25 protein-coding genes and 1 pseudogene are annotated in these 23,906 nt (G+C 67.4%); 21 read left to right on the forward strand and 5 right to left on the reverse strand.

Annotated elements, in window-relative coordinates:
* Both BW737_RS07050 and araA read left to right on the forward strand, forming a co-directional pair.
* On the forward strand, window positions 1-322 hold a 322-nt coding region (locus BW737_RS07050), incomplete at its 5' end, for a class II aldolase/adducin family protein (RefSeq protein WP_180272121.1).
* A 54-nt stretch (window positions 323-376) separates the two neighbouring features.
* On the forward strand, window positions 377-1,891 hold the full coding sequence (araA, locus tag BW737_RS07055; RefSeq protein ID WP_180272122.1) for an L-arabinose isomerase: 1,515 nt from the start codon (window positions 377-379) through the stop codon (window positions 1,889-1,891).
* Here araA and BW737_RS07060 read toward each other — a convergent pair.
* Both BW737_RS07060 and BW737_RS07065 read right to left on the reverse strand, forming a co-directional pair.
* A complete protein-coding gene (locus BW737_RS07060; protein WP_086614143.1) occupies window positions 1,878-2,990 on the reverse strand; it encodes a LacI family DNA-binding transcriptional regulator in 1,113 nt (370 codons plus the stop codon). The two genes, araA and BW737_RS07060, sit on opposite strands and share 14 nt — an antisense overlap.
* A complete protein-coding gene (locus tag BW737_RS07065; RefSeq protein WP_180272123.1) occupies window positions 2,975-4,000 on the reverse strand; it encodes a LacI family DNA-binding transcriptional regulator in 1,026 nt (341 codons plus the stop codon). The genes BW737_RS07060 and BW737_RS07065 overlap by 16 nt, the downstream gene beginning before the upstream one ends.
* Before the next feature lie 418 nt (window positions 4,001-4,418).
* Between BW737_RS07065 and BW737_RS20210 the strand changes: the two are divergent.
* The 12 genes and pseudogenes from BW737_RS20210 to BW737_RS18075 all read left to right on the forward strand — a co-directional run.
* Window positions 4,419-4,592 (forward strand): annotated as a pseudogene (locus BW737_RS20210) (alpha-L-arabinofuranosidase); the annotation flags it as partial.
* A gap of 77 nt (window positions 4,593-4,669) precedes the next feature.
* Window positions 4,670-5,293: a hypothetical protein gene (locus tag BW737_RS16820; protein ID WP_218961832.1), complete on the forward strand. Its 624-nt coding sequence runs from the start codon at window positions 4,670-4,672 to the stop codon at window positions 5,291-5,293.
* A complete protein-coding gene (locus BW737_RS16825; RefSeq protein WP_218961833.1) occupies window positions 5,257-5,763 on the forward strand; it encodes an alpha-L-arabinofuranosidase C-terminal domain-containing protein in 507 nt (168 codons plus the stop codon). Before BW737_RS16820 ends, BW737_RS16825 begins: the two co-directional genes overlap by 37 nt.
* Window positions 5,764-5,915: 152 nt before the next feature.
* Window positions 5,916-7,193 carry an extracellular solute-binding protein gene (locus tag BW737_RS07075; RefSeq protein WP_086614141.1) on the forward strand — a complete coding sequence of 426 codons (1,278 nt, stop codon included), beginning with the start codon at window positions 5,916-5,918 and terminating at the stop codon, window positions 7,191-7,193.
* Window positions 7,194-7,210: 17 nt separating this feature from the next.
* Window positions 7,211-8,206: a carbohydrate ABC transporter permease gene (locus BW737_RS07080; protein WP_086614140.1), complete on the forward strand. Its 996-nt coding sequence runs from the start codon at window positions 7,211-7,213 to the stop codon at window positions 8,204-8,206.
* Window positions 8,196-9,128 (forward strand): carbohydrate ABC transporter permease, encoded by a 933-nt coding sequence (locus BW737_RS07085; RefSeq protein WP_086614139.1) that lies wholly within the window; start codon window positions 8,196-8,198, stop codon window positions 9,126-9,128. Before BW737_RS07080 ends, BW737_RS07085 begins: the two co-directional genes overlap by 11 nt.
* A gap of 85 nt (window positions 9,129-9,213) precedes the next feature.
* Entirely contained in the window at window positions 9,214-10,197 is a 984-nt protein-coding gene (locus BW737_RS07090) for an aldose-1-epimerase (RefSeq protein ID WP_086614138.1), read from the forward strand.
* A 23-nt stretch (window positions 10,198-10,220) separates the two neighbouring features.
* A complete protein-coding gene (locus BW737_RS07095) occupies window positions 10,221-11,249 on the forward strand; it encodes a LacI family DNA-binding transcriptional regulator (protein ID WP_257210589.1) in 1,029 nt (342 codons plus the stop codon).
* A gap of 502 nt (window positions 11,250-11,751) precedes the next feature.
* Entirely contained in the window at window positions 11,752-12,915 is a 1,164-nt protein-coding gene (chvE, locus tag BW737_RS07100) for a multiple monosaccharide ABC transporter substrate-binding protein (RefSeq protein ID WP_086614136.1), read from the forward strand.
* A 63-nt stretch (window positions 12,916-12,978) separates the two neighbouring features.
* Window positions 12,979-14,517, forward strand: a complete 1,539-nt coding sequence (gene mmsA / locus BW737_RS07105; RefSeq protein WP_086614135.1) for a multiple monosaccharide ABC transporter ATP-binding protein — start codon at window positions 12,979-12,981, stop codon at window positions 14,515-14,517.
* Between the two features lie 3 nt (window positions 14,518-14,520).
* Window positions 14,521-15,246 carry an ABC transporter permease subunit gene (locus BW737_RS18070; RefSeq protein ID WP_257210590.1) on the forward strand — a complete coding sequence of 242 codons (726 nt, stop codon included), beginning with the start codon at window positions 14,521-14,523 and terminating at the stop codon, window positions 15,244-15,246.
* Complete coding sequence (locus BW737_RS18075; protein ID WP_257210591.1) at window positions 15,240-15,701, forward strand: ABC transporter permease subunit; 462 nt, start codon at window positions 15,240-15,242, stop codon at window positions 15,699-15,701. The genes BW737_RS18070 and BW737_RS18075 overlap by 7 nt, the downstream gene beginning before the upstream one ends.
* Before the next feature lie 225 nt (window positions 15,702-15,926).
* Here the strand turns inward: BW737_RS18075 and BW737_RS07115 are convergent, their stop codons facing one another.
* From BW737_RS07115 to BW737_RS07125, 3 genes are all read right to left on the reverse strand, one after another.
* Entirely contained in the window at window positions 15,927-16,814 is an 888-nt protein-coding gene (locus tag BW737_RS07115) for a substrate-binding domain-containing protein (protein WP_099330353.1), read from the reverse strand.
* Window positions 16,772-16,945: a LacI family DNA-binding transcriptional regulator gene (locus BW737_RS07120; RefSeq protein WP_218961834.1), complete on the reverse strand. Its 174-nt coding sequence runs from the start codon at window positions 16,943-16,945 to the stop codon at window positions 16,772-16,774. The genes BW737_RS07115 and BW737_RS07120 overlap by 43 nt, the downstream gene beginning before the upstream one ends.
* A gap of 62 nt (window positions 16,946-17,007) precedes the next feature.
* Complete coding sequence (locus BW737_RS07125) at window positions 17,008-18,015, reverse strand: acetylxylan esterase (protein ID WP_086614134.1); 1,008 nt, start codon at window positions 18,013-18,015, stop codon at window positions 17,008-17,010.
* Between the two features lie 158 nt (window positions 18,016-18,173).
* Here BW737_RS07125 and BW737_RS07130 point away from each other — a divergent pair, with 158 nt between their 5' ends.
* The 7 genes from BW737_RS07130 to BW737_RS18085 all read left to right on the forward strand — a co-directional run bounded on the left by BW737_RS07130 (window position 18,174) and on the right by BW737_RS18085 (window position 23,868).
* Window positions 18,174-19,235 carry an ABC transporter substrate-binding protein gene (locus BW737_RS07130; protein ID WP_218961835.1) on the forward strand — a complete coding sequence of 354 codons (1,062 nt, stop codon included), beginning with the start codon at window positions 18,174-18,176 and terminating at the stop codon, window positions 19,233-19,235.
* On the forward strand, window positions 19,232-19,498 hold the full coding sequence (locus BW737_RS16830; protein WP_218961836.1) for a type 2 periplasmic-binding domain-containing protein: 267 nt from the start codon (window positions 19,232-19,234) through the stop codon (window positions 19,496-19,498). The genes BW737_RS07130 and BW737_RS16830 overlap by 4 nt, the downstream gene beginning before the upstream one ends.
* A gap of 89 nt (window positions 19,499-19,587) precedes the next feature.
* Entirely contained in the window at window positions 19,588-20,496 is a 909-nt protein-coding gene (locus BW737_RS07135; RefSeq protein ID WP_218961837.1) for a carbohydrate ABC transporter permease, read from the forward strand.
* A 500-nt stretch (window positions 20,497-20,996) separates the two neighbouring features.
* Window positions 20,997-21,473 (forward strand): carbohydrate ABC transporter permease, encoded by a 477-nt coding sequence (locus BW737_RS16835; RefSeq protein WP_218961838.1) that lies wholly within the window; start codon window positions 20,997-20,999, stop codon window positions 21,471-21,473.
* A gap of 30 nt (window positions 21,474-21,503) precedes the next feature.
* Entirely contained in the window at window positions 21,504-23,039 is a 1,536-nt protein-coding gene (locus BW737_RS16840) for a glycoside hydrolase family 3 protein (protein WP_218961839.1), read from the forward strand.
* Entirely contained in the window at window positions 22,970-23,668 is a 699-nt protein-coding gene (locus BW737_RS18080; protein WP_257210618.1) for a glycoside hydrolase family 3 C-terminal domain-containing protein, read from the forward strand. Before BW737_RS16840 ends, BW737_RS18080 begins: the two co-directional genes overlap by 70 nt.
* The gene (locus tag BW737_RS18085) at window positions 23,635-23,868 is read left to right on the forward strand and encodes a fibronectin type III-like domain-contianing protein (RefSeq protein WP_257210592.1); all 234 of its coding nucleotides are present in this window, start codon (window positions 23,635-23,637) and stop codon (window positions 23,866-23,868) included. The genes BW737_RS18080 and BW737_RS18085 overlap by 34 nt, the downstream gene beginning before the upstream one ends.
* Window positions 23,869-23,906: the final 38 nt, after the last annotated feature.

A 23,906-nucleotide genomic window follows, 5' to 3' on the forward strand; every position in this document is an offset into this window, starting at 1 on the left:
GCCGTGTGTGTTGACGATGATGGCGGATGAGTTTGGGGGTGAGATTCCGGTGGGTCCGTTTGCTCTGATTGGGGATGATTCGATTGGGCGGGGGATTGTTGAGACTTTGTCGGGTTCGCGGTCGCCGGCGGTGTTGATGGCGAATCATGGTCCGTTCACGATTGGTCGGGATGCGCGGGCTGCGGTGAAGGCTGCGGCGATGTGTGAGGAGGTGGCGCGTACGGTGCATATCGCTATGCAGGGTGGTCGGCCGGTGCCGATTGAGCCGGAGCTGATCGATCGGCTGAATGACCGCTACCAGAACGTCTACGGCCAACACTGACCAACACCAACCCGCAACTACTAGCCGAATTCGCAATTCAAAGGAGAATGACTCATGACTGCTCTGCCCAACCCGTTCGACGGCAAAGAGATCTGGTTCCTGACCGGAAGCCAGGACCTGTACGGCGAGGAGACCCTCGCTCAGGTCGCCGACCAGTCCCAGCAGGTCGCCGCCTGGCTGGACGCCGCCGACGCGATCCCGGTGCGCATCGTCTGGAAGCCGGTCCTGAAGGACCGCGACGCCATCCGCACCGCGATGCTCGCGGCCAACGCCGACGACGCCTGCATCGGTGTGATCGCCTGGATGCACACCTTCTCCCCGGCCAAGATGTGGATCGGCGGCATTGATGCGCTGTCCAAGCCCCTGGTCCAGCTGCACACCCAGTACGCGCAGTCCCTGCCCTGGTCCACCATCGACATGGACTACATGAACCTGAACCAGGCCGCTCACGGTGACCGCGAGTTCGGTTACATCCTGACCCGCCTGAGCCAGCCCCGCAAGGTCGTCGTCGGCCACGCCACCCAGGCGGCCACCCAGGCAAAGATCGGCACCTGGGCGCGCGCTGCCGCCGGCTGGGACGCCCTGCACCACACCCGCCTGGTTCGGTTTGGCGACAACATGCGCAATGTCGCCGTCACCGAGGGGGACAAGACCGAGGCCGAGCTGCGCCTGGGCGCCAGCGTTAACACCTGGGGCGTCAACGACCTGGTCGAGGTCGTCGACGCCGTCACCGAGGCGGAGATAGACGCCCTCATCGAGGAGTACCTGGGCGCCTACGACGTCGTCGAGGAGCTGCGTCCCGGCGGCGAGCGCCACGAGTCCCTGCGCTACGGCGCCCGCATCGAGGCCGGCATGCGGCGGTTCCTTGAGCAGCGCGGCGCCACCGCCTTCACCACCAATTTCGAGGACCTCGGCGGGCTGCGCCAGCTGCCCGGACTGGCGGTCCAGCGACTGATGGCCGACGGCTACGGCTTCGGCGCGGAGGGCGACTGGAAAACCGCCCTGCTCGTGCGCGCCGCCAAGGTCATGGGCTACGGCCTGCCTGGCGGTGCGTCCCTCATGGAGGACTACTGCTACGAGATGACCCCCGGCAAGGAGAAGATCCTCGGCGCCCACATGCTGGAGGTCTGCCCCTCGCTCACCGCCTCCAGGCCGCGCCTGGAGATCCACCCGCTGGGCATCGGGAACCGCGAGGACCCCGTGCGCCTCGTCTTCGACGCCGACCCCGGAGCCGGTCTAGTGGTCGCCATGTCCGACATGCGTGAGCGCTTCCGGCTGACCGCCAACGTCGTGAAGATCGTCGGCCCCGACGAACCGCTGCCCAAGCTGCCCGTCGCCCGTGCCGTATGGGAGCCGGCGCCCGACTTCTACACCTCCACCGAGTGCTGGATGCAGGCCGGGGCCGCTCACCACACGGTCATGACCACGGCCACCACCCTGGAGACGTGGCAGGACCTGGCCGAGATCGCCCAGATGGAACTGGCCGTCATCGACGAGGCCACGACCACCCGCGGCTTCGTGCAGGAGCTGCGGAGCAACCAGGTCTACTACCGCCTCACTCAGGGCTGAGCTCCGCTCCACTCGCGGTGGAGTTGCCCCACCGCTCCGGGGCCGCCTCGGCGCCGTCGACCGTGGAACCACGTATCGACAGCGTCGGGGCGGTCTGGATCAAGGGTGCCCGCGCGGGTGTCGCCGCCGCGCCGGCGCGGGCCCAGGCACCTTGCTGCGGCGGCGTGCCCAAATCTGCGTCCGGTGTCAGCAGGTCCAAGGCCGCTCGAGCCAGTTTCGGCAGGTCCAGGGACACACTCGTCAGAGTCGGGGTGGCGAACACCGCAGCCTCCGTGTCGCCCCGGCCGATTACGGCTACATCCTGCGGCACCCGCGCCCCCCGGCGGCGCAGCGCGCTTACGGCCCCGGCGGCAAGTGCGTCGTTGTGACAAACGATGGCATCGACATCGGCGCCCGCATGTGCCAGTCGGGCTACCGCCTCCACCCCGCCGAGCAATCCGTCCGGAGCATCCACCCGGACGACGGCCTCGGCGTCCACCCGCAGCCCCGCCTCCCGTAGGCCCCGCGCGCAGGCCTCCGTCCACTGGTCGGCTGCGCTGGAGGACCCGACGACGGCGATGCGGCGGCGCCCCAGTGCCAATAGATGCGCGGCAACCAGTTCCACCTGTGCTTCGGGCGGACAGGTCACGCGCGGCACAGCGCGCGGGCCGGAATCGGCGATGAGCACCAGCGGCGCTTTGATCCGCGTGCGCTCGGTTGCCGACCTTGAAGCCGGGTCCAGGCCCCGCGGTACCAGCACGGCGGCATCGGAGCGCCGCGCCCATGAGCCGGACAGAATCTCCTGCTCGCGCTCGGCCTCACCGCTCGTCAGTTCCAGGATTACGGCCGTGTCGCCTGCGGCGCGCATCAACTCCTGTGCCAGCGCGGCGTAAAGCGGCTGCTGCAGCGTGGGCAGCGCCAGCGTGATGCTCCCCCGCCGGCCTGAGCGCAATGCTGAAGCGCTCGGATTGAGTCGGTATCCCAGCGCCGCGACCGCCTCCAGCACGCGCCGGCGCGTGGCGGCCGAGGCGCCGGGCGCGCCACGCAGCACATTGGAGACGGTCTTGGCGGATACGCCTGCTCGCCGGGCGACGTCGCCCATGGTCACGCGGTCGGCCACCGGCCCTCACCTCCTACCGTGGAGTCGCGGGCCAGCAGGTCCACATCCTCCACCACCGTGCGTACCGGGGTGTTGGGGGCGTCAATGCGGGCACACAGTAGTGCGACGGCGTCGGCGGCATAGGCATTCAGACTCGGAGAGACCGTCGTCAGTGAGGGGGAGGCGTAACGGGAGATCTCCAGGTTGTCGAAGCCCGTGACCGCGACGTCGTCGGGCACGCGCACCCCCGCCGTCGCCAGCTCGTGCAGCGCCCCCAGGGCGAGGCCGTCATTGAAGGCGATTACGGCGTCGAAGGGGACGCGGCGGGCCAGCAGCGTGCGGATGGCGGCGGCGCCGTCGACACGCCGCCATTCGGTGGAGGCGACCAGCAGGCGCTCGTCGAGGCTGAGTCCCCGGTGCTCCATCGCGGTGTGCAGGGCGGCGATGCGCGTGCGCCCGGCCGCATGCATCCACTCGCCCGGGACGGGCACGCCGAGCACGGCTATGCGCTCCCGTCCCAGGGTGCGCAGGTGGGAGACGACCAGTTCGAGGCCACGCTCGTTGTCCATGGTGACCCGGTCGACGGCGTCGTGCCGCCGCTCCCCGAGCAGCACCAGCGGCCGTTGCGCGGCCGCGGCGGCGACCTGCGCGGGCTCCATGCCCTGCCAGTACATGATCGTGCCGTCCAGCTCGGGATGGCGGGAGAAGAAGTCCGCCTCCCCCTGGCCGAGTTCGCCGGTCACCCCGAGTGCCACTGCCAGGCCATGGCGGCGGGCCTCGGCGGCAATGCGATCGGCGATCTCGGCGAAGAAGGGCTGGTTCAACTCGGGCACTGCCAGCCCGATGGCGCCGGAGCGGCCGGTGCGCAGCGAGCGAGCCGAGGGGTTGGGGGAGTAGCCGGTACGTGCCACGGCCTCCAGCACCCGTTCACGGGTGCTGGGGGAGACCCCGGGCTCGCCGTTGACCACCCGCGAGACGGTCTTCGCCGAGACGCCCGCGAGGGCAGCGACGTCGAGGAGGGTGGCAGCCATGCGCGGCAGCATACAGAAGTTCCCACCGATTGTGTTGCGGCGCACATTCAACGATGTCAGGTGGCGTTTGTCCGCCTGTGGGTCCCCAACGTTCTTGGCTGGGCCTTGATGTAGCGGTCTTATTTGAGTTCCTGGGCACCTCGGCCTCAGTTGGTGGAGTTGACAACGTTGAAGTAGTGCGACACGATGATGACAACGGCAGCGCGCCAGCACGGTCCGCCTGAGGCGCAGCCCCAACCGACTCAAAGGAGAGAATCCCTTGACAGCACGCATCTCGGTCGACGTCGACCGCCCCATCGGCCGCATCTCGCCCCGCATGTACGGATCCTTCGTGGAGCACATGGGACGCTGCGTTTACACCGGCATCTTCGAGCCCGATCACCCCACCGCCGACGCCAACGGCCTGCGGCAGGACGTCATGGAACTCGTGCGTGAGCTCGGCGTCACCACCGTGCGGTACCCCGGCGGCAACTTCGTGTCCAACTACCGGTGGGAGGACGGCGTCGGCCCTATTCAAGACCGGCCCCGGCGGCTCGAGCTGGCCTGGCACACCACCGAGCCCAACACCTTCGGCACGGACCAGTTCATGACCTGGTGCGATCAGACCGGCATCGAGCCGATGCTGGCCATCAACCTCGGCACCCGTGGTGAGACCGACGCGTCAACCTCTTGGACTACGTCAATGGGCAGGCGGACACTCAGTACGCCAACCTGCGCCGCACCAACGGGCATGAGGACCCCTACAACGTGCGCATGTGGTGCCTGGGTAATGAGATGGACGGTCCCTGGCAGGTGGGCCACAAGAATGCCGAGGACTACGCCTACCTGGCCCTGTCCACCGCTCGTGCCATGCACATGGTGGACCAGGACCTGGAACTGGTGGCCTGCGGTTCCTCCTCCTGGGAGATGCCCACCTTCGGCGACTGGGAGCGCACCATCCTCGACCTGGCCTACGACGAGGTCGACTACATCAGCCTGCACCGCTACATCGACCCCGACGCCCATGATCGGGCCAGCTTCCTCGCCGCCGGCGTGGACCTGGATCGCTTCATCGACGGGGTGATCGCCACCGCCGACGCCGTCGGCGCCAAGCACCGCTCGAACAAGAAGATCATGGTCAGCGTCGACGAGTGGAACGTCTGGCGTCTGGGCGCCTGGAACTCTATCGAGCACGACTTCGCCCCCGACGATTGGCCGGAGGCCGCCCCCCGCATCGAGGACGTTTACACCGGCGCCGACGCTTGGCGGTCGGCGGCATGCTCATCTCGCTGCTGCGTCACGCCGACCGCGTAAAGGCGGCCTCACTGGCACAGCTGGTCAACGTCATCGCCCCGATTATGACCGAGAAGGGCGGACGCGCCTGGCGGCAGACCACCTTCCACCCCTTCGCCATCGCCTCCCGGATCGCCCGCGGACAGGCCTACGACGCCGTCGTCGCCAGCCCGGTCACCGGCACCGAACGCTACGGCGAGGTCGACGCCGTCGACGCCGTGGTCACCTGGGACGAGGAGGCGGGTACCGGCTCGGTGCTGGCCCTGAACCGTTCGCTGACCGATTCGATCGACGTTACCGCCGCGCTGGGGGCACTGGGCGCGAGCCGCATTAAGGAAGCCCAGATCATCGCCCCGGGCGACCTCGATGCCGTCAACACCGCCGACGACCCCGACCGCGTCCACCCCGTGCCTCACGAGGTAGCGCTGGCCGACGGCGTGCTCACCACCACGCTGCCGCCGGCCTCCTGGCTGGCGGTCGAGCTCGCCTGAGCTCCGCAAAAGCGCCGGCGGCGGACCGGCCCGACCCGCCGCCGGCGCCACACAAGCAAATACCTGGCGACACAACTGACAAGGAGGTCACGTTGAGTCATCCGACAATTCCGTTTGCACTCCCCAGCAGACGCCGCTTTCTGAGGGCGGCCATGCTCTCCGGTACCGCCCTGGCCGGAACCGGCCTGTTGGGCGGCTGCGCGTCCTCGGCATCCGCTTCCGACCGCACCAAGATTCAGCTCTGGCACCTGTTCACCGGCGGTGACGGTGGCGTCTTTCAGGCCATGATGGACACCGTAGGCCAACAGAACCCGCAGCTTGAGATCGACCCGGTGGTGCTCACCTGGGGCGGTCCCTACTACACGAAACTTGCGATGTCCTCGGTCGGCGGTCGTTCCCCGGACCTGGCCGTAATGCACGCTACCCGGGTGATCGGCTACGCCCCCGGCGGCCTGCTCGACACCTGGGATCTGGACCGGCTCGCGGACCACGGCATAACCCCAGAAGAGTTCCCCGATCTGCTGTGGGACAAGTGCTTCGTGAACGGTCAGCTGTACGCCGTCCCACTGGACTTTCACGCCTTCATCCTCTTCTTCAACACCGAGCTGTGCGATCAGGCCGGCCTGCTCAGCGCAGACGGCACCCTGAGCGGGCTGGATTCCCCCGAGGGCTTTCTCGACGCCGGCCGTCGCCTGGCAGAGGTAACCGGCGGGCAGGGGATGTCCTTCGGCTACACCGGTGACGGCGCCCAGGTCTCCCGCATGTTCTGGGGCCTGTATGCCCAGACCGGTGCGGAGTGCACCCTCACCCCGGGGCGGCAGGCGCAGATCGACCGCGACGCTGCCATTGAGGTCACCTCCCTGATCAAGGACATGCTCGATGGCACCGTCGCCGAGCCGGACATGGACTACGGCGGTGCCATCGCCTCCTTCTCCACCGGCCGCACCGGCATCACCTTCATGGGCAACTGGGAATACCAGACCTTCCTGAACGCCGGGGTGCCCCTGGATGCCATGCCGATGCCGAACATATTCGGTACCCCGGCCACCTTCGGTGACTCCCACGTATTCGTGCTCCCGCACCAGACGAGTGTGGATGAGGCCAAACGCGATGCGGCCTACGAGGTGGTAGCGGGCATGCTTAACAACTCCTTGGACTGGGCGGAAGGCGGGCACACCCCCGCGAACGTGGAGGTCACCTCATCTGCCGCCTACGCGGAACTTGTGCCCCAGTCCCATTACGCCGATGCCATCAACCAGGCTGTCTTCGAACCGGCTGCCTGGTTCACCGGATCCGGCTCCGACTTCCAGGCGCGCGTAGCCGAGGTCATGCAGTCCTGCTGGCTGTCCGGCTCCCTCACCCCGGAGCAGGCCGTAGATGGGCTCATTGACAGGCTCAATCGCATGCTCGCCCAGAATCCGCCGGCCTGAGTGAGAGGAGACCCGTCATGACTGTTAGAACTGCAGTAAACACGGCAACCAGCGCCGATTCGGCTACGGCCTCCGCCGCCAAGGGCGGTCGCCGCGCTGGCGCCAGGCGGAGTGCACAGGACTCCTCCCGTGCGGTTAAGCGACTCGGCTCCGGCATGCCCTTCGTCATTCCATTCCTCGTCGTCGCCTTCATGTTCCTGATCGCCCCCATCGTCTACGGGCTGTGGCTGTCTTTCACGGAGCAGTCCCTGATGGGCAACGGTGGCTGGGTGGGGCTGGCGAACTATGCTGAGGCCTTCGGTGACGCGACCATGTGGTCCACTCTGGGACACACGCTCGCCTTCACGCTCATGAGCACCATCCCGCTTGTACTCGTGGCCCTGATCATGGCGCTGCTGGTGTACATCGGCATCCCCGGTCAGTGGTTCTGGCGGCTCTCCTTCTTCGCTCCCTACCTGCTGCCGGTCGCCGTCGTCGTGCAGATCTGGACCTGGCTGTTCAACTCCGACGTCGGCTTCATCAACTACTGGCTACAGAGACTCGGCCTGGACAAGGTCGGCTGGCTCACCGATGTGGACGTGGCCATGTGGTCCATGGTCATTCTGACCGTCTGGTGGACCGTGGGCTTCAACTTCCTGTTGTACCTGTCCAGCCTTCAGGCGATCCCGGACCTGCTGTACGAGGCCGCCGAAGTAGACGGCGCCGGCTTCTGGCGCAAACTCTTCTCGATCACGCTGCCGCAACTGCGCGGCACCACCGTGCTGGTGGCCACCTTGCAGGTGATCGCCTCGCTGAAGATCTTCGACCAGATGTTCATCGCCTTCTCCGGCGGATCGGGGCCCGAGGGCTCTACCCGCCCCATCCTCCAATACATCTACGACACGGGTTTCACGAACTACCGCATGGGTTACGCCTCGGCGATGTCGTACATCTTCTTCATCGTCATCATTGCCATCACCGTGGCCTTCCGGTTCCTGGCCCGTTCCCGGAAGGACGCCAACCATGAGCGCTGAGTCCGTTGCCCCGCCGATTTCTTTGCGCGACCGGCACCGCCGGGAGCGGGCCGAGCGGAAGGCCGAGGTGCGCCGCACCCGCGGCCTGCTGTTGGGCGACAGCAAGGTGGCTCGCGTGGTCGCCTTTGCCATCCTGGCGCTGTTCGCCTTCACCTGGTTGCTGCCGCTCGCGTGGGCGATCGATACCTCGTTCAAGACCGAAGTGCAGGCCCAGTCACTGCCGCTGCAGTGGATTCCCGACGGCGGCTTCACGCTGGAGAACTACCGCACCGTGTTCGAACGCGGCGAGGTGTTCACCTGGATGGGCAACACCTTCCTGATTGCCGCCGCGGTCACCGTAATCACGGTCATCATCTGTGCCTTGGCCGGTTACGCGTTCTCCCGCACCATCTTCCGTGGACGCAAGGCGCTGCTCGCACTGACGATCGCGCTGATCATGGTGCCCGGGCAGATCCTGATTGTGCCGCTGTTCAAGGAAATGGTGCTGCTAAACGCGGTGGACACCTTCGCCGGGGTGATCCTGCCGCAGACCATCGCGCCGATGATGGTCTACATCTTCAAGCAGTACTTCGACCAGGTTCCCCAGGAGCTGGAGGATGCCGCGCGCGTGGATGGCGCCGGCAACTGGCGACTGTTCTGGAATATCATTCTGCCCGTGTCCCGGCCGATCGTCACCGCGGTCGCCATCTTCGTGTTCATCGGCGCCTGGAACAACTTCATGTGGCCGTTCATCGTGACCAACAACCCCGACCTGATGACGCTGCCGGTGGGACTGTCCACGGTGAAGAACGCCTACGGCACGATCTACGCCCAGACCATGGCCTCCGCCATGATCGCCGCGCTGCCACTGACGATCCTGTTCATGCTCTTCCAGCGGCAGATCATCAAGGCCGTGGCCACCACCGGCCTGGGCGGCCAGTGACACTCGGGGGCGGCCGCCTCGGCTAACCTACGGACAACCGGAAAACAATCCGGGGCGGCGGCCCCACGAGAGTCTGGAAGCAACCATGCAACACCCTTCGCTCAACGGAGAGCTCATCGACCTGCGCGCGGGCGACTACGAAGCCCGGATCGCCACCTCGGGGGCGACCTTGGTCCACCTGCGTCGCCAGGGACGTGACCTGGTCATCCCCTTCGATGCCGAGACCGCCCTGCCCGGAGCCTGGCAGGGCAAGACCCTCATCCCCTGGCCCAACCGCATCGCCGACGCCCACTACACCTACCGCGGCGTGGACTACCCGGTGCCCTGCAACGAGCCCGAGACCGGCGCCGCCCTGCACGGCCTGGTGGGCTGGACGAACTTCGCCGTCGTCTCCGAGACGGACGCCGCCGATGACGCAGGCGGCGCGGCGGCCCCCGTCGCCGTCACGCTCGCCCTGAGCCTGCCCGCCTCCTACGCCTACCCCTGGACGCTGGACATCATCGTCCTCTACGCGTTGGACGCGCGCACCGGGCTTACCGTTACCACCACCGCCACCAACGCCGGTGCTGCCATCTCCACGGCTGTCGGCGTCGTGGGCGCCCCGATCGAGGACGGTGCTCCAGCGCCCGCCCCCTACGGGGTGTCCTGCCACCCCTACCTGACCCGCTCGGTACCGCTGGACGAGTGCGTGCTGCAGGTACCCGCCGACCGCGTCCTCGACGTCGATACCCACATGGCGCCCGCGGGGGAGCGGGACGTGACCGGCACCGATTGGGACTGGCGCACCGGGCGCCTGGTAGGTGCCACCGCCACCGACAACGCCTACACCGGCCTGCCCGCCGACGCCTGGCAGGTGCGCCTGACCGGCGGCGAGGGGGAGCGCAGCGTGGTTATGAGTGCCGCGGCCCCCTGGGTGCAGGTCTACAGCGGTGAGCACCTGGGGCGCCGGGGCGTCGCCGTCGAGCCCATGACCTGCCCGCCCAACGCCTTCAACAGCGGCCAGGATCTAATCACTCTAGCGGCCGGCCAGTCGCACACCTTCACCTGGCAGCTCTGGGAGGAGGACTGAACGGGGGTGCGGGCACGCCCGCCATGTCTGAGCAGGCAGTGTCCGGGACCGTGGGGCGCCGTCCAGGGATGATGGACGTCGCCCGCCTGGCGGGCGTCTCCCACCAGACCGTCTCGCGTGTCATCAACCGCCCGGAATCCGTCCGCCCCGCCACCCTGGCGAAGGTCCGGGCCGCCATCGATCAGCTCGGTTACCGGCCCAACCTGAACGCCCGCGCCCTGGTCACCGACTCCACCCGCATGATCGGCGTGGTTACCACCGGCTCCCACTTCCAGGGGCCCGCCTCCACCACCGCCGCCATCGAGGTTGCCGCCCGGCAGGCTGGCTACGCCACCCTCGTCACCGCCCTCAAGCGCGAGAGTGACGATGCGGAGAAGGAGATTCGCGACGTCTTCGATTTCCTGATCGAGCGCGGTGTGGACGGCATCATCGCCGTCGCCCCACAGACCTGGATCGCCACCTCGGCCGAGCGCGTCACCCGGACGGTACCGCTCGTCGTCGTCGCCGACGGTCTGGCACCTAGCGAGCGCATTCATGTGGTCTCGGTCGACCAGGAACTGGGCGCCCGTATGGCGGTGGGGCACCTGCTAGGGCTCGGTCGAAAGCACATCGCGCACCTCGCGGGTCCGCCGGACTGGTACGACGCCCTGGCCCGCGCTCGCGGCTGGCGGTCCGCCCTCGAGGATGCCGGGCAGGAGGCGCCGGCGATGCTGACGGGGGACTGGAGCGCCGAGCGCGGCTACGAGGTCGGCACCGAGATGGTGGCCCGCGGCCTGCCCGACGCCGTGTTCTGCGCCAACGACCTGATGGCTCTCGGCATGTTGGCGGCACTGCGCGACCAGGGGGTGCGCGTGCCCGAGGATGTCGCCGTGGTGGGATTCGACGACACCGCCGGTACCGCCTTCTTCTGTCCGCCGTTGACGACGGTGCGCCAGCCCTTCGACGAGCTCGGCGTGCTGTGCATGGAGGTGCTTTTGCGCGCCATCGACGGCGAGGCGGGCACCACCCACTCGATCTCGCCAACCCTGCGCGTGCGCCGCTCCAGTTGCTGACGTGGCTGCCTGCGGGATAGCTGCCCGGGATGCGCTGCCAGGCATAGCGCTCCGCCAGACCTCGCAGTACGGGCGAAGTGTCCGAATCCGGCACGAACACGGTCGTGTGGCCCTTCCCTAAGGACTCGGGTCGCTGGAATCACGCGGTTTTCGTCCGCCAGCGACGGCTCGGCCGACGGCGTTTATGCCGATCTCGGACATTTGCCGTTGGTGGCGATGAGCCGGCCGGCTCGCGGTGGCGCCAGCGGCACCGGGCGAGGGAAGAAGGGTAACGACGCGCACTCATGCATCCAACTCGGATGTTAAGGTTCACATAGCGTATGTGGATGCTTGGGGGCACTAAAAGGTTGATATTTAGCCGTTCGGTTCGTGTGTGATTGAAGTTGGCGTCAAGTCTTGACAGGTAGAAAGTGAACGTTCACACTTGCGTTGCACGCCGCGTGCGGCGTGCTGAAACGTAGTGGCTGCGGGCCGCCTGAAGATCTCGAGGAGGAGACTTGCTATGTCCCGACCCCACATCCCGACTCTCTCACGTCGCTCTGCCCTCGCCAGTGGTGTGACCGCTGCGGTGGCCGCGGCATTGGCCGCCTGCGGCGGGCCCGGGGCGGGCGGAGGAACCGGAAACGACACCGCTGGCAAGGATCCCTCGGAACTAAAGATCGGCGTGGCCATGCCCACCAAGTCCTCCGAACGCTGGATCAAGGACGGTAATAACATCAAGGCTCAGCTCGAAGGACTCGGCTATAACGTGGATCTGCAGTTCGCCGAGGACGACATCCCCACGCAGACCAACCAGATCGACAACATGATCACGCGGGGCGTCAACCTGCTGATCATCGCGCCCATCGACGGCACCGCGTTGTCGGGGCAACTGGACTCCGCGGGCGAGGCGGGCATTCCGGTCATCTCCTACGACCGCCTGATCCGAGACAACGAGAACGTCAGCTACTACACCAGCTTCGACAACTACGACGTCGGCACCCAGATGGGCACATCCCTGCTCATCGGCATGGGCATTCTCGACGCCGACGGCGAGGATGCCGGCCTGTCGCCGGACGAGCCCTACAACATCGAGCTGTTCGGTGGCTCCCCGGACGACAACAACGCCCCCTTCTTCTTCAACGGCGCTATGGATGTGATCCAGCCTTATATCGACAGCGGTGCGCTCAGGGTTAAGTCCGGACAGACGGACTTCGACACCGTGGCCACCATGCGGTGGGATGCCGCTACCGCCCAGTCCCGCATGGACAACCTGATCACCTCCACCTACTCCGACGGCAGTCGGGTGGACGGCGTCCTCTCGCCGCTCGACTCCATGTCCATCGGCATCCTCGGCGCGCTCAAGGGCGCCGGATACGGCACCGACGCACAGCCCTACCCGACGGTGACCGGGCAGGACGCCGAGATCGCGGGGATCAAGTCGATCATGGCCGGAGAGCAGTACTCCACCATCTTCAAGGACACCCGCGAACTCGCCGACGCCGCGGTGCAGATGGCCGTGGCGGTGCTCAGAGGCGAGGAGCCCGAGGTCAACGACACCGAGACCTATGACAACGGGGTGAAGGTCGTCCCCTCCTACCTGCTGAAATCCGAAATCATCACCAAGGACAACGTCCAGAGTTCCCTCGTGGACACGGGCTACATCACCGAGGACGAGCTCAAGTGACCGGAATTGCATCGTGGCGCCGGATGCATCGGTGCCCATCCATGACAGGAGTCGGGGCTGAACATGGCAGCTGACAACATTCTTGAGATGCGTGGCATCACCAAGCGGTTTCCCGGAGTGGTGGCGTTGGATGACGTCAACTTCGCGGTGGGGCGCGGCGAGATCCATGCCATCTGCGGTGAGAACGGGGCCGGTAAGTCGACCCTGATGAAGGTGCTGTCGGGTGTGCACCCGCACGGTACCTACGAGGGGCAGATTCTGCTTGACGGCAAGGAGGTGCGCTTCTCCGACATCAAGGCGTCGGAGAGCGCGGGTATCGCGATCATCCACCAGGAGCTCACACTCAGCCCGTTCCTGTCCATTGCGGAGAACATCTTCCTGGGCAATGAACGCTCGTCCCGCGGTGTCATCGACTGGCACCGTACGAATACCGAGGCGCAGAAGATCATGGCCCGTGTGGGACTGGCGGAGAATCCGGCAACCCGGGTTCAGGACCTCGGTGTGGGCAAGCAGCAGCTGGTGGAGATAGCCAAGGCCCTGTCCAAGGATGTGCGCCTGCTCATCCTGGACGAGCCCACCGCCGCCCTCAACGACGACGACTCCGCCCACCTGCTCGACCTGATGCGAGGGCTGCGCGAGCGCGGCATCACCTGCATCATGATCTCCCACAAACTCGGAGAGATCAGGCAGATTGCCGATTCCACGACGATCATTCGCGACGGGCGCACCATCGCCACACTTGACATGCACCGTGAGGGCGGCGTCGATGAGGACGAGATCATCCGTCTCATGGTCGGCCGCACGCTGGACCAACGCTTTCCCGATCACGTCTCCCAAGTGACCGGGGAGGCGCTGCGTCTCGACGGCTGGACCGTTCACCACCCGGCCGATCCGTCGCGCACCGTCGTCGACGGCGCCGACCTGGTGCTCAGGCACGGTGAGATCGTCGGACTCGCCGGCCTCATGGGGGCCGGGCGCACCGAACTGGCCATGAGCCTGTTCGGGCGTTCCTGGGGCAGTGAGATCAGCGGCAGGGTCTTCAAAGACGGTCGCGAGATCCAAATCAAGGACGTTGCCTCGGCCATAGCCAACGGCATCGCTTACGTGTCGGAGGACCGCAAGCGTTACGGCCTTAACCTCATCGAATCGATCAGGCGCAACGTGTCCTCGGCATCTCCGCGCAGGTTCTCACGGCGCGGCGTGTTGGATCTGCACCGGGAACGCGCGGTCGTCACCGAGCTGTGCGGTCAGATGGCCGTAAAGGCTCCCACCATCGAGTCCGTGGTCGGCGGGCTGTCGGGAGGCAACCAGCAGAAGGTTGTGCTCGCCAAGTGGGTGGCCGCCGAACCGGACGTACTCATCCTCGACGAGCCCACCCGTGGCATCGACGTCGGCGCCAAGTATGAGATCTACCAGATCATCAACCAGCTCGCGGATGCGGGCAAGGCCGTCCTCGTCATCTCCTCGGAGCTGCCCGAACTTCTGGGCATCTGCGATCGCATCTACACCCTTTCGGCTGGGCGCGTCACCGCCGACCTGGATCGCGGCGACGCCGACCAGGAGACGCTCATGCGTTATATGACTCAGATCAAGGAAGACTGACCAATGTCCAATACATTCTCAACGCTCAAGGGCGCCTTGCGTACGAACCTGCGGCAGGGGGGGCTGGCTATTGCACTCGTTGTCATCGTGCTCTTCTTCGCGATCGTCACCAATGGCCAGATCCTCTCCTCCCAGAACGTCTCCAACATCATCGTGCAGAACGCCTATGTGTTGGTTCTGGCGATCGGCATGCTCTTCGCCATCCTGATGGCCGATATCGACCTCTCGGTCGGCTCGGTCGTGGCGCTGACCGGCGCCGTCGCCGGCGTGGTATCCGTCAACCACGGCATGCCCTGGTGGGTCGGGGTCATTGCCGCGCTGATCACCGGTCTACTCGTCGGCATGTGGCAGGGATTCTGGATCGCCTTCGTCGGCATCCCCGCCTTCATCGTCACGCTCGCCGGCATGCTGATCTTCCGCGGGCTGACCATGATCGTGCTGCACAACCTGTCCATCTCTCCGTTCCCCGGCGGATTCCGGGAGATTTCGTCGGGCTACCTCAACGGATTGCTCGGCGGGTACGGGTACGACGTGTTCACGCTGCTGCTAGTCGCCGTCGCGCTTGCTGCGTATGTGTTCTCGGAGGTGCGCAACCGGCGGCGGTCCATTGCCAACGAGGTGCCCGTCTCTGCCGCTGGGACCTGGATCGCCCGCGTTGTGCTCGTGTGCCTGATCGGCATGGCCTTCGCTGGAAGATCGCCACCTACAAGGGCACCCCTTACGTGCTGATTATCCTGGCAGCACTGATTCTGCTCTACTCCTTCGTCGCCGGGCGCACCGTCATCGGCCGCCAGATCTACGCGATCGGTGGCAATAAGGAGGCTGCGGCGCTTTCGGGCGTCAAGGTGCAGTGGGTGCGCTTCTGGGTGTTCGTCAACAACGGTGTGCTGTGCGCGCTCGCCGGCATCATCTTCACCTCCAGGCTCAACATGGCCGGCCCCAAGGCCGGCCAGGGCTTCGAATTGGATGCCATCGCCGCCTGCTTCATCGGCGGAGCGGCCGTCACCGGCGGTGTGGGTACTGTCGTCGGCGCCATCGTCGGTGGGCTGGTCATGGCCGTGATGAACAACGGCATGTCCCTGTTGGGCGTGGGCATCGACTACCAGCAGGCCATCAAGGGTCTGGTCGTGCTCGGCGCCGTCGCCTTCGACCTGCTCAACAAGCGCCGTGCCGTGACCGCCTAGGCGGAGGGCCACGGCAACCGGTCCGAAATGCGGGTGGTGGTGGGCCGGTGTCCCGGTGTCGGGCGCCCACGCCCCCGCCAGAACGACCATGGGTTACTGCCACAAACACGAGTTCTGGAGATATGCGGCCGCAAGGCACATGCGTATCTCCAGAACTCGTGTTTCAGAGGCGAACTCGTGCATTCGCCGGCCCTGCCACTGTCCACTGTGGGAAGCGGAGTGGTGCTACCGAGGCGGCGCTGCCGAGTCACGGATGACCAGGCGGGTACTCAGCCGCACGGGCGTGGTGGTCAGCATGGGGCGGCCGTGGTGATTGTCCACGATCATGCGGACCGCCTCTTGACCCATGCGGAACAGAGGCTGACGCACCGTTGTCAGTCGCGGCGCCGCCCAACCGGCCATTTCGGTATCGTCGAAGCCGACCACGCTGAAGTCTTCTGGAATGCGCAACCCGGCCTCCCGGACCGCCTCGTAGATACCCAGCGCAGTGGTGTCCGAGGCGGCGAAGACGGCGGTCGGGCGCTCGCTGTCCGGCAGTGCCAGCAACCGGCGCCCCTGGTGCAGACCGGTCTCGTAGGCGAAGGGCCCGGAGGAGACCAGGTTTGCGTGTACGGGCAGCGAATGCATCTGCAAAGCGGACAGATATCCCTGGTGACGCTCGCGTGCCGGCACTGAGTCCTCGGGCCCGCCGACCAGGGCGATGCGCCTGTGACCGAGCTCGATCAGGTACTCGGTGGCGTCCACGCCACCGTTCCAGTTGGTCGCGCCGATGGAGGCGACGCCGCGCTCCTGCTCGCCGGAGGGGTCGATCATGATCACGGGCAGGCCGATGCGTCTGGCGCTGGCGTGCTGCTCGCGGGTGAGCGGGGAGGTCAACACGATCAAACCGAGGTAGTCGGTGGCCTTCAGCAGCGTGAACCACTCCGGTTCGAAGGGCACCGGATGCGCACGCTCGGCCGGCTCTGGCGTGTAGGTGGTGTGCAGGGCGACCCCGGCGTCGAGCGCGGCGGTCGCTGCCCCCTTGAGCACCTCAATGGTGTAGGCGGTGGCGAGATCGTCGGAGACGATTGCTATCGGCGGGTAGGTGCGGGCCGGCGTCGTCTCCGGGCGCACGTAGCCAGATCCTCGCTGGCGGCCAGGACGCGTTCGCGCGTAGCCGCGGACACGTCGGCGCGGTTGTTCAGCGCCTTGGAGGCGGCCGACTTGGAAACGCCGGCCGCCGCAGCGACATCGTCCAGGGTCACTCGCTGCGAGATTCCACGTCTGCTCCCCTCAGAATCGTCCGTGCCCGTGTGCTTACCGGAGGTTAACAGGACTGCTCAAGGTCCTGTCGCAGTGCGGTGAGCCAAGCCACCTGCTCGCGCCACTGGTATGACTCACCGCCCTCGTGTCCGTTGAAGGGGTAGACCCGGATCTCCGGGTGCGCCGGGGCCGGGGTGGCCGCCTGCCCCCACCGGTTGCGGGCGGCGAAGACGGTAGACGGCGGACAGGTGGTGTCCATCAGTCCGGTGGAGAACAGGGCCGGGCAGGTTGCCCGGGCTCCCAGCAGCGCGCCGTCGAAGTAGGTGAGCGTGTGGTGCGCCTGCTCCACCTCGTCGCGGTGCACGGCCAGGTAGCCGACAATATCGGCATAGGGCGGATCATCCGTCAGCCCGATCGCGCGGGTCGGGGCGCACATGAACGGCACATCCGGCATGGCGGCAATGACTCGGTGGTTCAGACCGGCCGCGGCAATGGCCATGCCGCCGCCCTGCGATACGCCGGTGACGGCGATCCGGGCGGCATCCACTTCCGGCAGGACCGCGGCGGCTTCGACGGCGTGGTGAGCGTCCACGAACAGCCGCCGGTACAGGTATTCCTCGGGCGACTGCAGCCCGTGAGTGGCGAAGCCGGCTGCGGCCGGACCGGTGCCGTGTGGGTCGGGCGTGTCGCCCCCGGAGCCCCAGTGCGAGCCCTGCCCGCGGGTGTCCATCACCAGGTGGGCGTAGCCGGCGGCCGCCCACACCAGGTTGTCCTGTGGCAGGCCGCGGCCCCCGCCCATGCCGAGGAACTCGACGACGGTGGGCAGTGGACCGGACTGGTCGGCTGGAGTGATCAGCCAGGCGCGGATGGGATCGCCGTCGTAACCGCCGAAGGTGACGTCCTGGACCCGGTGGGTGCGCAGCGGCGTCGTCACGGGGGCCGCGGTGACGCCGGCCGGGTCGAAGGGGCTCTCGGCGAGTGTGCGCGCCCAGAAGGCGTCAAAGTCCGCCGGTTCGGGAAGCTCGGGAGCGTAGGTCTCGAGCTCGGGCAGCGGCAGGTCGAAGTAGGCCATGGCGGTTCCTTGCGATGAATGCGTGACTGTCGTGGTGGCGGAGGCCGGCGGCGACCGCAGTTGACACGATAATGTGCGCCGCTATACTAAATGTGTCAGACGGATTCGCGAAATATTTCGGTCAGCCTGATCGGACGCGTCCGTATCCGGAGGTTTCAATGATGAAGCTATGCGCTCACCACCCCCATCCCACCCGTTCCCGCCGTCGCCGTGTTGCCGGAGTGATGGCCGGCGTGCTGACCGCATCGCTGGCGCTGGCTGCCTGTGGCGGCGGAACCAGCGGCGGGGGAGACGACAACACTCTTACCCTGTGGCACAACGCGACCACAGGCCCCGGTTCGGAGTATTGGGAGACCATTGCCTCCGAATTCGAGGCCTCGCACGAGGGTGTCACGGTGGAGGTCCAGGCCATCCAGAACGAGGACCTGGACGGCAAGCTGCAGACGGCGCAGAACGCCGGCGAGGGGCCCGATGTCTTCCTCGCTCGCGGCGGCGGCAAGCTGCGCGACATGGTCGATGCCGGACTCATCCTCGACATCTCGGACATGATCGACGAGACCGTGGCCGCTGAGGTACCCGAGGGCGCCTTCTCCGCCTACACGATCGATGACGGCGTCTACGCCATGCCCACCTCGCTCCAGCCCGGTGGCATCTACTACTCCAAGGACCTGTTCGACGCCGCGGGCATCACCGAGGAGCCGACCACGATCGCGGAGCTGTCCGACGCGGTGGCCAAGCTCAAGGACTCCGGTACCTCGCCCATCGCCCTGGGCGCCAAGGACGCCTGGCCGGCCGCCCACTGGTACTACTTCTTCGCCCTGCGCGAGTGCAGCCAGGACGTGCTGGAGACCTCACTGTCCGAGCTGGAGTTCTCCGACCAGTGCTGGGTCGACGCCGGGCAGGACCTGGCCGACTTCGCCGGCACCGAGCCCTTCAACAGCGGCTTCCTGACCACCTCCGCCCAGCAGGGCGCCGGCTCCTCGGCCGGCATGGTGGCCAACCACCAGGCCGCCATGGAGCTCATGGGCACCTGGAACGTCGGTGTGATCGCCTCGCTGACGCCGGATGAGCAGCCGCTGCCCGACCTGCGCTGGTTCCCCTTCCCGGCCGTCGAGGGCGGCGAGGGCGACCCGACCGCCATCATGGGTGGCGTTGACGCTACGCCTGCTCCTCCACCGCCCCGGCCGAGCTGTGTGCCGAGTTCCTCAACTTCTTCATGAGCGAGGAGAACCAGGAGGCCTACGCCGACGCCTTCGAGACCATCCCCGTCAACGAGAAGGCGCAGGACGTGGTTACCCAGGAGGCGCTGCTCCCGCAGGTGGAGGCCAACAACGACGCCGCCTACTCCCAGGTGTGGCTGGACACGTCCCTGGGGCAGAACATCGGCAACGCGCTCAACGTCGCGGTGGTCGACATGCTGGCGGGCAAGGGCGACGCTCAGGGCATCGTTGACGCCATGAGCGCGGCCGCCGCCAAGGAATAGTTCCCCTCAACTCCCCAACCAGTCGGCCGCGGCGCGCCAGGACACGCCTTCGGGCGCGCCGCGGCCCACTCACGAAACGAGACCCGCACATGACAGCAGCAACTTCAGCGCCTGCCGGCGGCGCCACCGCCGTCAGGCGGTCCAAGAAGAGGAAGAGCCCCAGCTCCTTGTCCTGGCGGGACCGGGTGGAGATCACCGCCCTGTCTGCTCCCGCCGTCATCATGTTCCTGACCTTCGTCATCCTGCCGGTGATCATGGCCGCCTACTACGGCTTCTTCAAGTGGAAGGGCTTCGGCGTCCCCACCAACTTCGTCGGCTTCGAGAACTACCGCACGATCCTGACCGACCCCGAGTTCCACAACGTGCTTCGGCACAACGCCATCGTCGTCTTCGGCTCGCTCGCCCTGCAGGGCCCCTTCGCCCTGCTCCTGGCGCTACTGCTGAACAAGAAGATGCGCGGCCAGTCGGTCATCCGCGTCCTGATCTTCATCCCCTACGTCATCTCCGAGGTCATCGCCGGAACCGCCTGGGGGCTGATCCTGCAGACCGACGGCGCCATGAACGGCCTGCTGCGCAAGCTCGGACTCGGCGCCCTCGCCAATGACTGGATCTCCGACCCCAAGACGGCCCTGACGATCCTGTTGTTCATCCTGACCTGGAAGTACGCCGGCTTCGCGGTCATCATCTTCCTGGCGGGTATGCAGGGCATTCCGGAGGAGCTGACCGAGGCCGCCAAGGTCGACGGCGCCTCCTACTGGCAGATCCAGCGCAAGATCACGATTCCTCTGCTGGGCCCGACCATGCGCATGTGGGGCTTCCTGTCCATCATCGGCTCCCTGCAGCTGTTCGACCTGGTGTACATCATCTGGGGACAGTACATCTCCTCCACCGCCGGTACCTCGACCATGGCGACCTACATGGTGGTCAACGGGCGCATGAGCGGCAACTACGGCTACGGAAACGCGGTTGCGTGGTGCTCTTCCTCATCTCCCTGGTGATCGCCCTTACCTATCAACGATTCGTCCTGCGCCGTGACACCGAGGGCGCACTGACCGGGAGCAGCCGATGACCGCCGCCGCCACCCCCATCAAACCTCTCGCCCCCGCCGCCCCGGCGGAATCCGGCCCGCGCCGTCGTCGCGGACGCTCCGCGAAGCAGAAGCCCGAATGGGCCAGCCCGGTGGTCTACCTGGTGGCGGCGCTGGTAATCGCCGCCCTGCTCGCCCCGGTCGCCTACGTAATCCTCGGCGGCTTCCGCAACAACTCGCAGATCACCGCCGATCCCGCGGGCCTGCCCGATCCCTGGGTGGTGGACAACTACCGAGTGGTGCTGGCCAGCTCCGGATTCTGGCAGCAGGTCGGCAACTCCACGATCGCCGCCGCCTGCGGCACCATCGGCACCGTCACCCTCGGCTCATGGTCAGCTTCGTCATCGCCCGCTACCCCTTCAAGGGCGGCAGCGCCCTGTACATGCTGTTCGCCGCCGGCTCATGTTCCCCATGACAGTGGCCATCACGCCGCTGTACATCCTGATCAAGAACCTGGGCATGATGAACTCGCTGGCGGGTATCATCATCCCCGGCATCGCCTTCGCCCTGCCACAGACGGTCATCATCCTGGTGCCGTTCCTGCGGGCCATCCCCAAGGAGCTGGAGGAGGCCGCCTCCCTGGACGGCTGCGGGCGCATGGGATTCTTCTGGCGGGTGGTGGTGCCGCTGTCCGCACCCGGTGTGGTTACCACCGGCATCCTCACCTTCGTAGGCTCCTGGAACTCCTACATGCTGCCGCTGTTCATCCTGACCGACCGCTCCAAGTACACCCTCCCGCTGGGGGTGCAGGCCTTCGCCTCGGAGCACTCGGTCAACACCGCGCAGGTGCTCGCCTTCACCTCGCTGTCCATGATCCCCGCGCTGGTGGTCTTCAGCCTCTTCGAGCGGCGCATCGTCGGCGGGCTGACCGGCGCCGTCAAGGGCTGACCGCTACCTCAACCGCAATCGGAGTCAACCGTGAACACCTGGAACGACCCATCGTTGCCCGTCGGCCGGCGTGTCGACGCCCTCCTGGCCGCCATGAGCCGCGAGGAGAAGATCCACCAGCTCGCCTCCTTCTGGGAGCGCGACGAGGAGGCGGACGTGCCCGCACCGGAGCCGGCCGGCACCGGCGAGCACGACGGCGACGCGGACGCATCCGACCCCGCTCACCAGGTCGCCCCCATGGAGGACGCGTTCAAGGTCGGGCGCCAGGGCTGGGAGAAGAGCACAGACGGCGGGCTGGGGCATCTGACCCGCGTCTACGGAACCGATCCGATCAGCGTCGCAGAGGGGGCGGCCAAGCTGGAGCGCCTCCAGCGCGACGTGGTCTCCCGCAACGCCTTCGGCATCCCGGCCATCGCCCACGAGGAGTGCCTGACCGGGTTCACCGCCCTGGGCGCGACCGTCTACCCCGCCGCCATCGCCTGGGGCGCCACCTGGCGGCCCGCGCTCGTGGAGCGGATGGCCGGGTGCATCGGCGCCGACCTGCATGCCGTCGGCGTGCACCAGGGCCTGGCGCCGCTGCTCGACGTCGTGCGCGACTACCGGTGGGGCCGCGTGGAGGAGACCTGCGGTGAGGACCCCTACCTCGTGGGCACGCTCGGCACCGCTTACGTGCGCGGCCTGCAGGCCCAGGGCGTGCACGCCACCCTCAAGCACTTCGTCGCCTACCCGGCCTCGAAGGCGGGCCGCAACCACGCTCCGGTGTCCATGGGCGTGCGCGAGCTCGAGGACGTCATGCTGCCGCCCTTCGAGATGGCGGTGCGCGAGGGCGGCGTCGCCGGCGTGATGAACTCATACTCCGACATCGACGGCGAACCGGTGGCCGCATCCCGCCACCTGCTCACCGAGGTGCTGCGGGAGCGCTGGGGCTTCGCGGGCACCGTGGTCTCCGACTACTGGTCGGTGCGCTTCCTCGAGGCCATGCACCACGTGGCCGGGGACTACGCGCACGCCGCCGCGCTGGCGGTGCGCGCCGGGCTGGATGTGGAGCTGCCGGAGACCACCTGCTACTCCCACCTCGGCGCCGCCCTGGACGCCGGTCTGCTCACCGAGGCCGAACTCGACACCGCCGTGCGCCGGGTGCTGACCCAGAAGGCCGAGCTGGGCCTGCTCGACGCCGACTGGGAGCCGGCCTCCGGCGTCGACCCGCAGCGCGACCTCGACTCGCCCGGCAACCGGGCGGTGGCCCGCGCCATGGCCGAGGAGTCGGTGGTCCTGCTGAAGAACGACGGCGTGCTGCCGCTCGCGCCCGGGGCGCGCCTGGCCGTGTCCGGGCCGGTATGGGAGGACGTGCGCTCCTTCCTGGGCTGCTACTCCTTCCCCAACCACGTGCTCAGCCGCGACGGCGGCCGCACCACCGGCTGGAGATCCGCGACCTGCCCGAGGCGCTGCGCGCCGCCCACCCCGGCGAGGCCACCTTCCACCAGGGCGTCGGCTTCATCGACGGGCGCGCCGAGGACTTCGAGGCCGCCGTCGCGGCCGCCGCGGCCGCCGAGGTCGCCGTCGTGACCCTGGGCGACATCGCCGGGCTCTTCGGCGGCGGCACCTCGGGGGAGGGCTGCGACGTCGTCGACCTGGGCCTGCCCGGACGCCAGGGGGAGCTGCTGGAGGCCGTGCTGGCGACCGGCACGCCCACCGTGCTGGTGCTGGTCACCGGGCGCCCCTATGCGCTGGGGGAGTACGCCGACCGCTGCGCAGCCATCGTGCAGGCCTTCATGCCGGGCGTGGAGGGCGCCGACGCCATTGCCGGCGTGCTCACCGGAGCCGTCAACCCCTCCGGGCACCTGCCAGTCGCCATCCCCGCCGGGCGCGGCGGCCAGCCGGGCACCTACCTGGCGGCTCCGCTCGCCTGGCACGCCGACGGCATCTCCAACCTGGATCCCACGCCGCTGTACCCCTTCGGCTACGGGCTCAGCTACTCGACCTTCATCCTTACCGATCCCGCCGTCTCCGCCGCGCAGACGGACGTAGACGGCCAGGTCGAGTACGCGGTCACGGTCACCAACACCTCCGACCGCGCCGGCGCCGAGGTGGTCCAGCTGTACCTGTCCGACCCGGTGGCCGAGGTGGTGCGCCCGCTGAAGAGCCTCATCGCTTCGCCAAGGTGGACCTGGAGGCGGGGGAGTCCAAGCGCGTGACCTTCACGGTGCACGCCGACCGCACCTCCTTCACCGGCGTCGACCACCGGCGCATCGTCGAGCCCGGCCAGATCCTGCTCGCCGTCGGCACCAGCAGCGAGGACCGGCTGGAGGGTTTGGCCGTCGAGATCACCGGCCGGCGCCGCGTGGTCGGCGAGGGCCGGGTGCTCACCACGCCGGTAGCCGTGACGCCCGCCTGAGGGCCCCTGCTGCGGCTTCCGCCAGTCACAAGCGATCT

It is taken from the genome of Actinomyces ruminis (assembly GCF_002154335.2).
Lineage (GTDB): Bacteria > Actinomycetota > Actinomycetes > Actinomycetales > Actinomycetaceae > Actinomyces > Actinomyces ruminis.

Coding starts and splice junctions, on each gene's coding strand:
- BW737_RS07095 (WP_257210589.1), top strand. CDS start 10,221: ATGTCTGAGCAGGCAGTGTCCGGGACCGTGGGGCGCCGTCCAGGGATG.
- chvE (WP_086614136.1), top strand. CDS start 11,752: ATGTCCCGACCCCACATCCCGACTCTCTCACGTCGCTCTGCCCTCGCC.
- BW737_RS07090 (WP_086614138.1), top strand. CDS start 9,214: ATGCAACACCCTTCGCTCAACGGAGAGCTCATCGACCTGCGCGCGGGC.
- BW737_RS07080 (WP_086614140.1), top strand. CDS start 7,211: ATGACTGTTAGAACTGCAGTAAACACGGCAACCAGCGCCGATTCGGCT.
- araA (WP_180272122.1), top strand. CDS start 377: ATGACTGCTCTGCCCAACCCGTTCGACGGCAAAGAGATCTGGTTCCTG.
- BW737_RS07065 (WP_180272123.1), bottom strand. CDS start 4,000: ATGGCTGCCACCCTCCTCGACGTCGCTGCCCTCGCGGGCGTCTCGGCG.
- BW737_RS07130 (WP_218961835.1), top strand. CDS start 18,174: ATGATGAAGCTATGCGCTCACCACCCCCATCCCACCCGTTCCCGCCGT.
- BW737_RS07125 (WP_086614134.1), bottom strand. CDS start 18,015: ATGGCCTACTTCGACCTGCCGCTGCCCGAGCTCGAGACCTACGCTCCC.
- BW737_RS07085 (WP_086614139.1), top strand. CDS start 8,196: ATGAGCGCTGAGTCCGTTGCCCCGCCGATTTCTTTGCGCGACCGGCAC.
- BW737_RS16825 (WP_218961833.1), top strand. CDS start 5,257: ATGCTCATCTCGCTGCTGCGTCACGCCGACCGCGTAAAGGCGGCCTCA.
- BW737_RS18070 (WP_257210590.1), top strand. CDS start 14,521: ATGTCCAATACATTCTCAACGCTCAAGGGCGCCTTGCGTACGAACCTG.
- BW737_RS16835 (WP_218961838.1), top strand. CDS start 20,997: ATGACAGTGGCCATCACGCCGCTGTACATCCTGATCAAGAACCTGGGC.
- BW737_RS16830 (WP_218961836.1), top strand. CDS start 19,232: ATGAGCGAGGAGAACCAGGAGGCCTACGCCGACGCCTTCGAGACCATC.
- BW737_RS07135 (WP_218961837.1), top strand. CDS start 19,588: ATGACAGCAGCAACTTCAGCGCCTGCCGGCGGCGCCACCGCCGTCAGG.
- BW737_RS07075 (WP_086614141.1), top strand. CDS start 5,916: ATGCTCTCCGGTACCGCCCTGGCCGGAACCGGCCTGTTGGGCGGCTGC.
- mmsA (WP_086614135.1), top strand. CDS start 12,979: ATGGCAGCTGACAACATTCTTGAGATGCGTGGCATCACCAAGCGGTTT.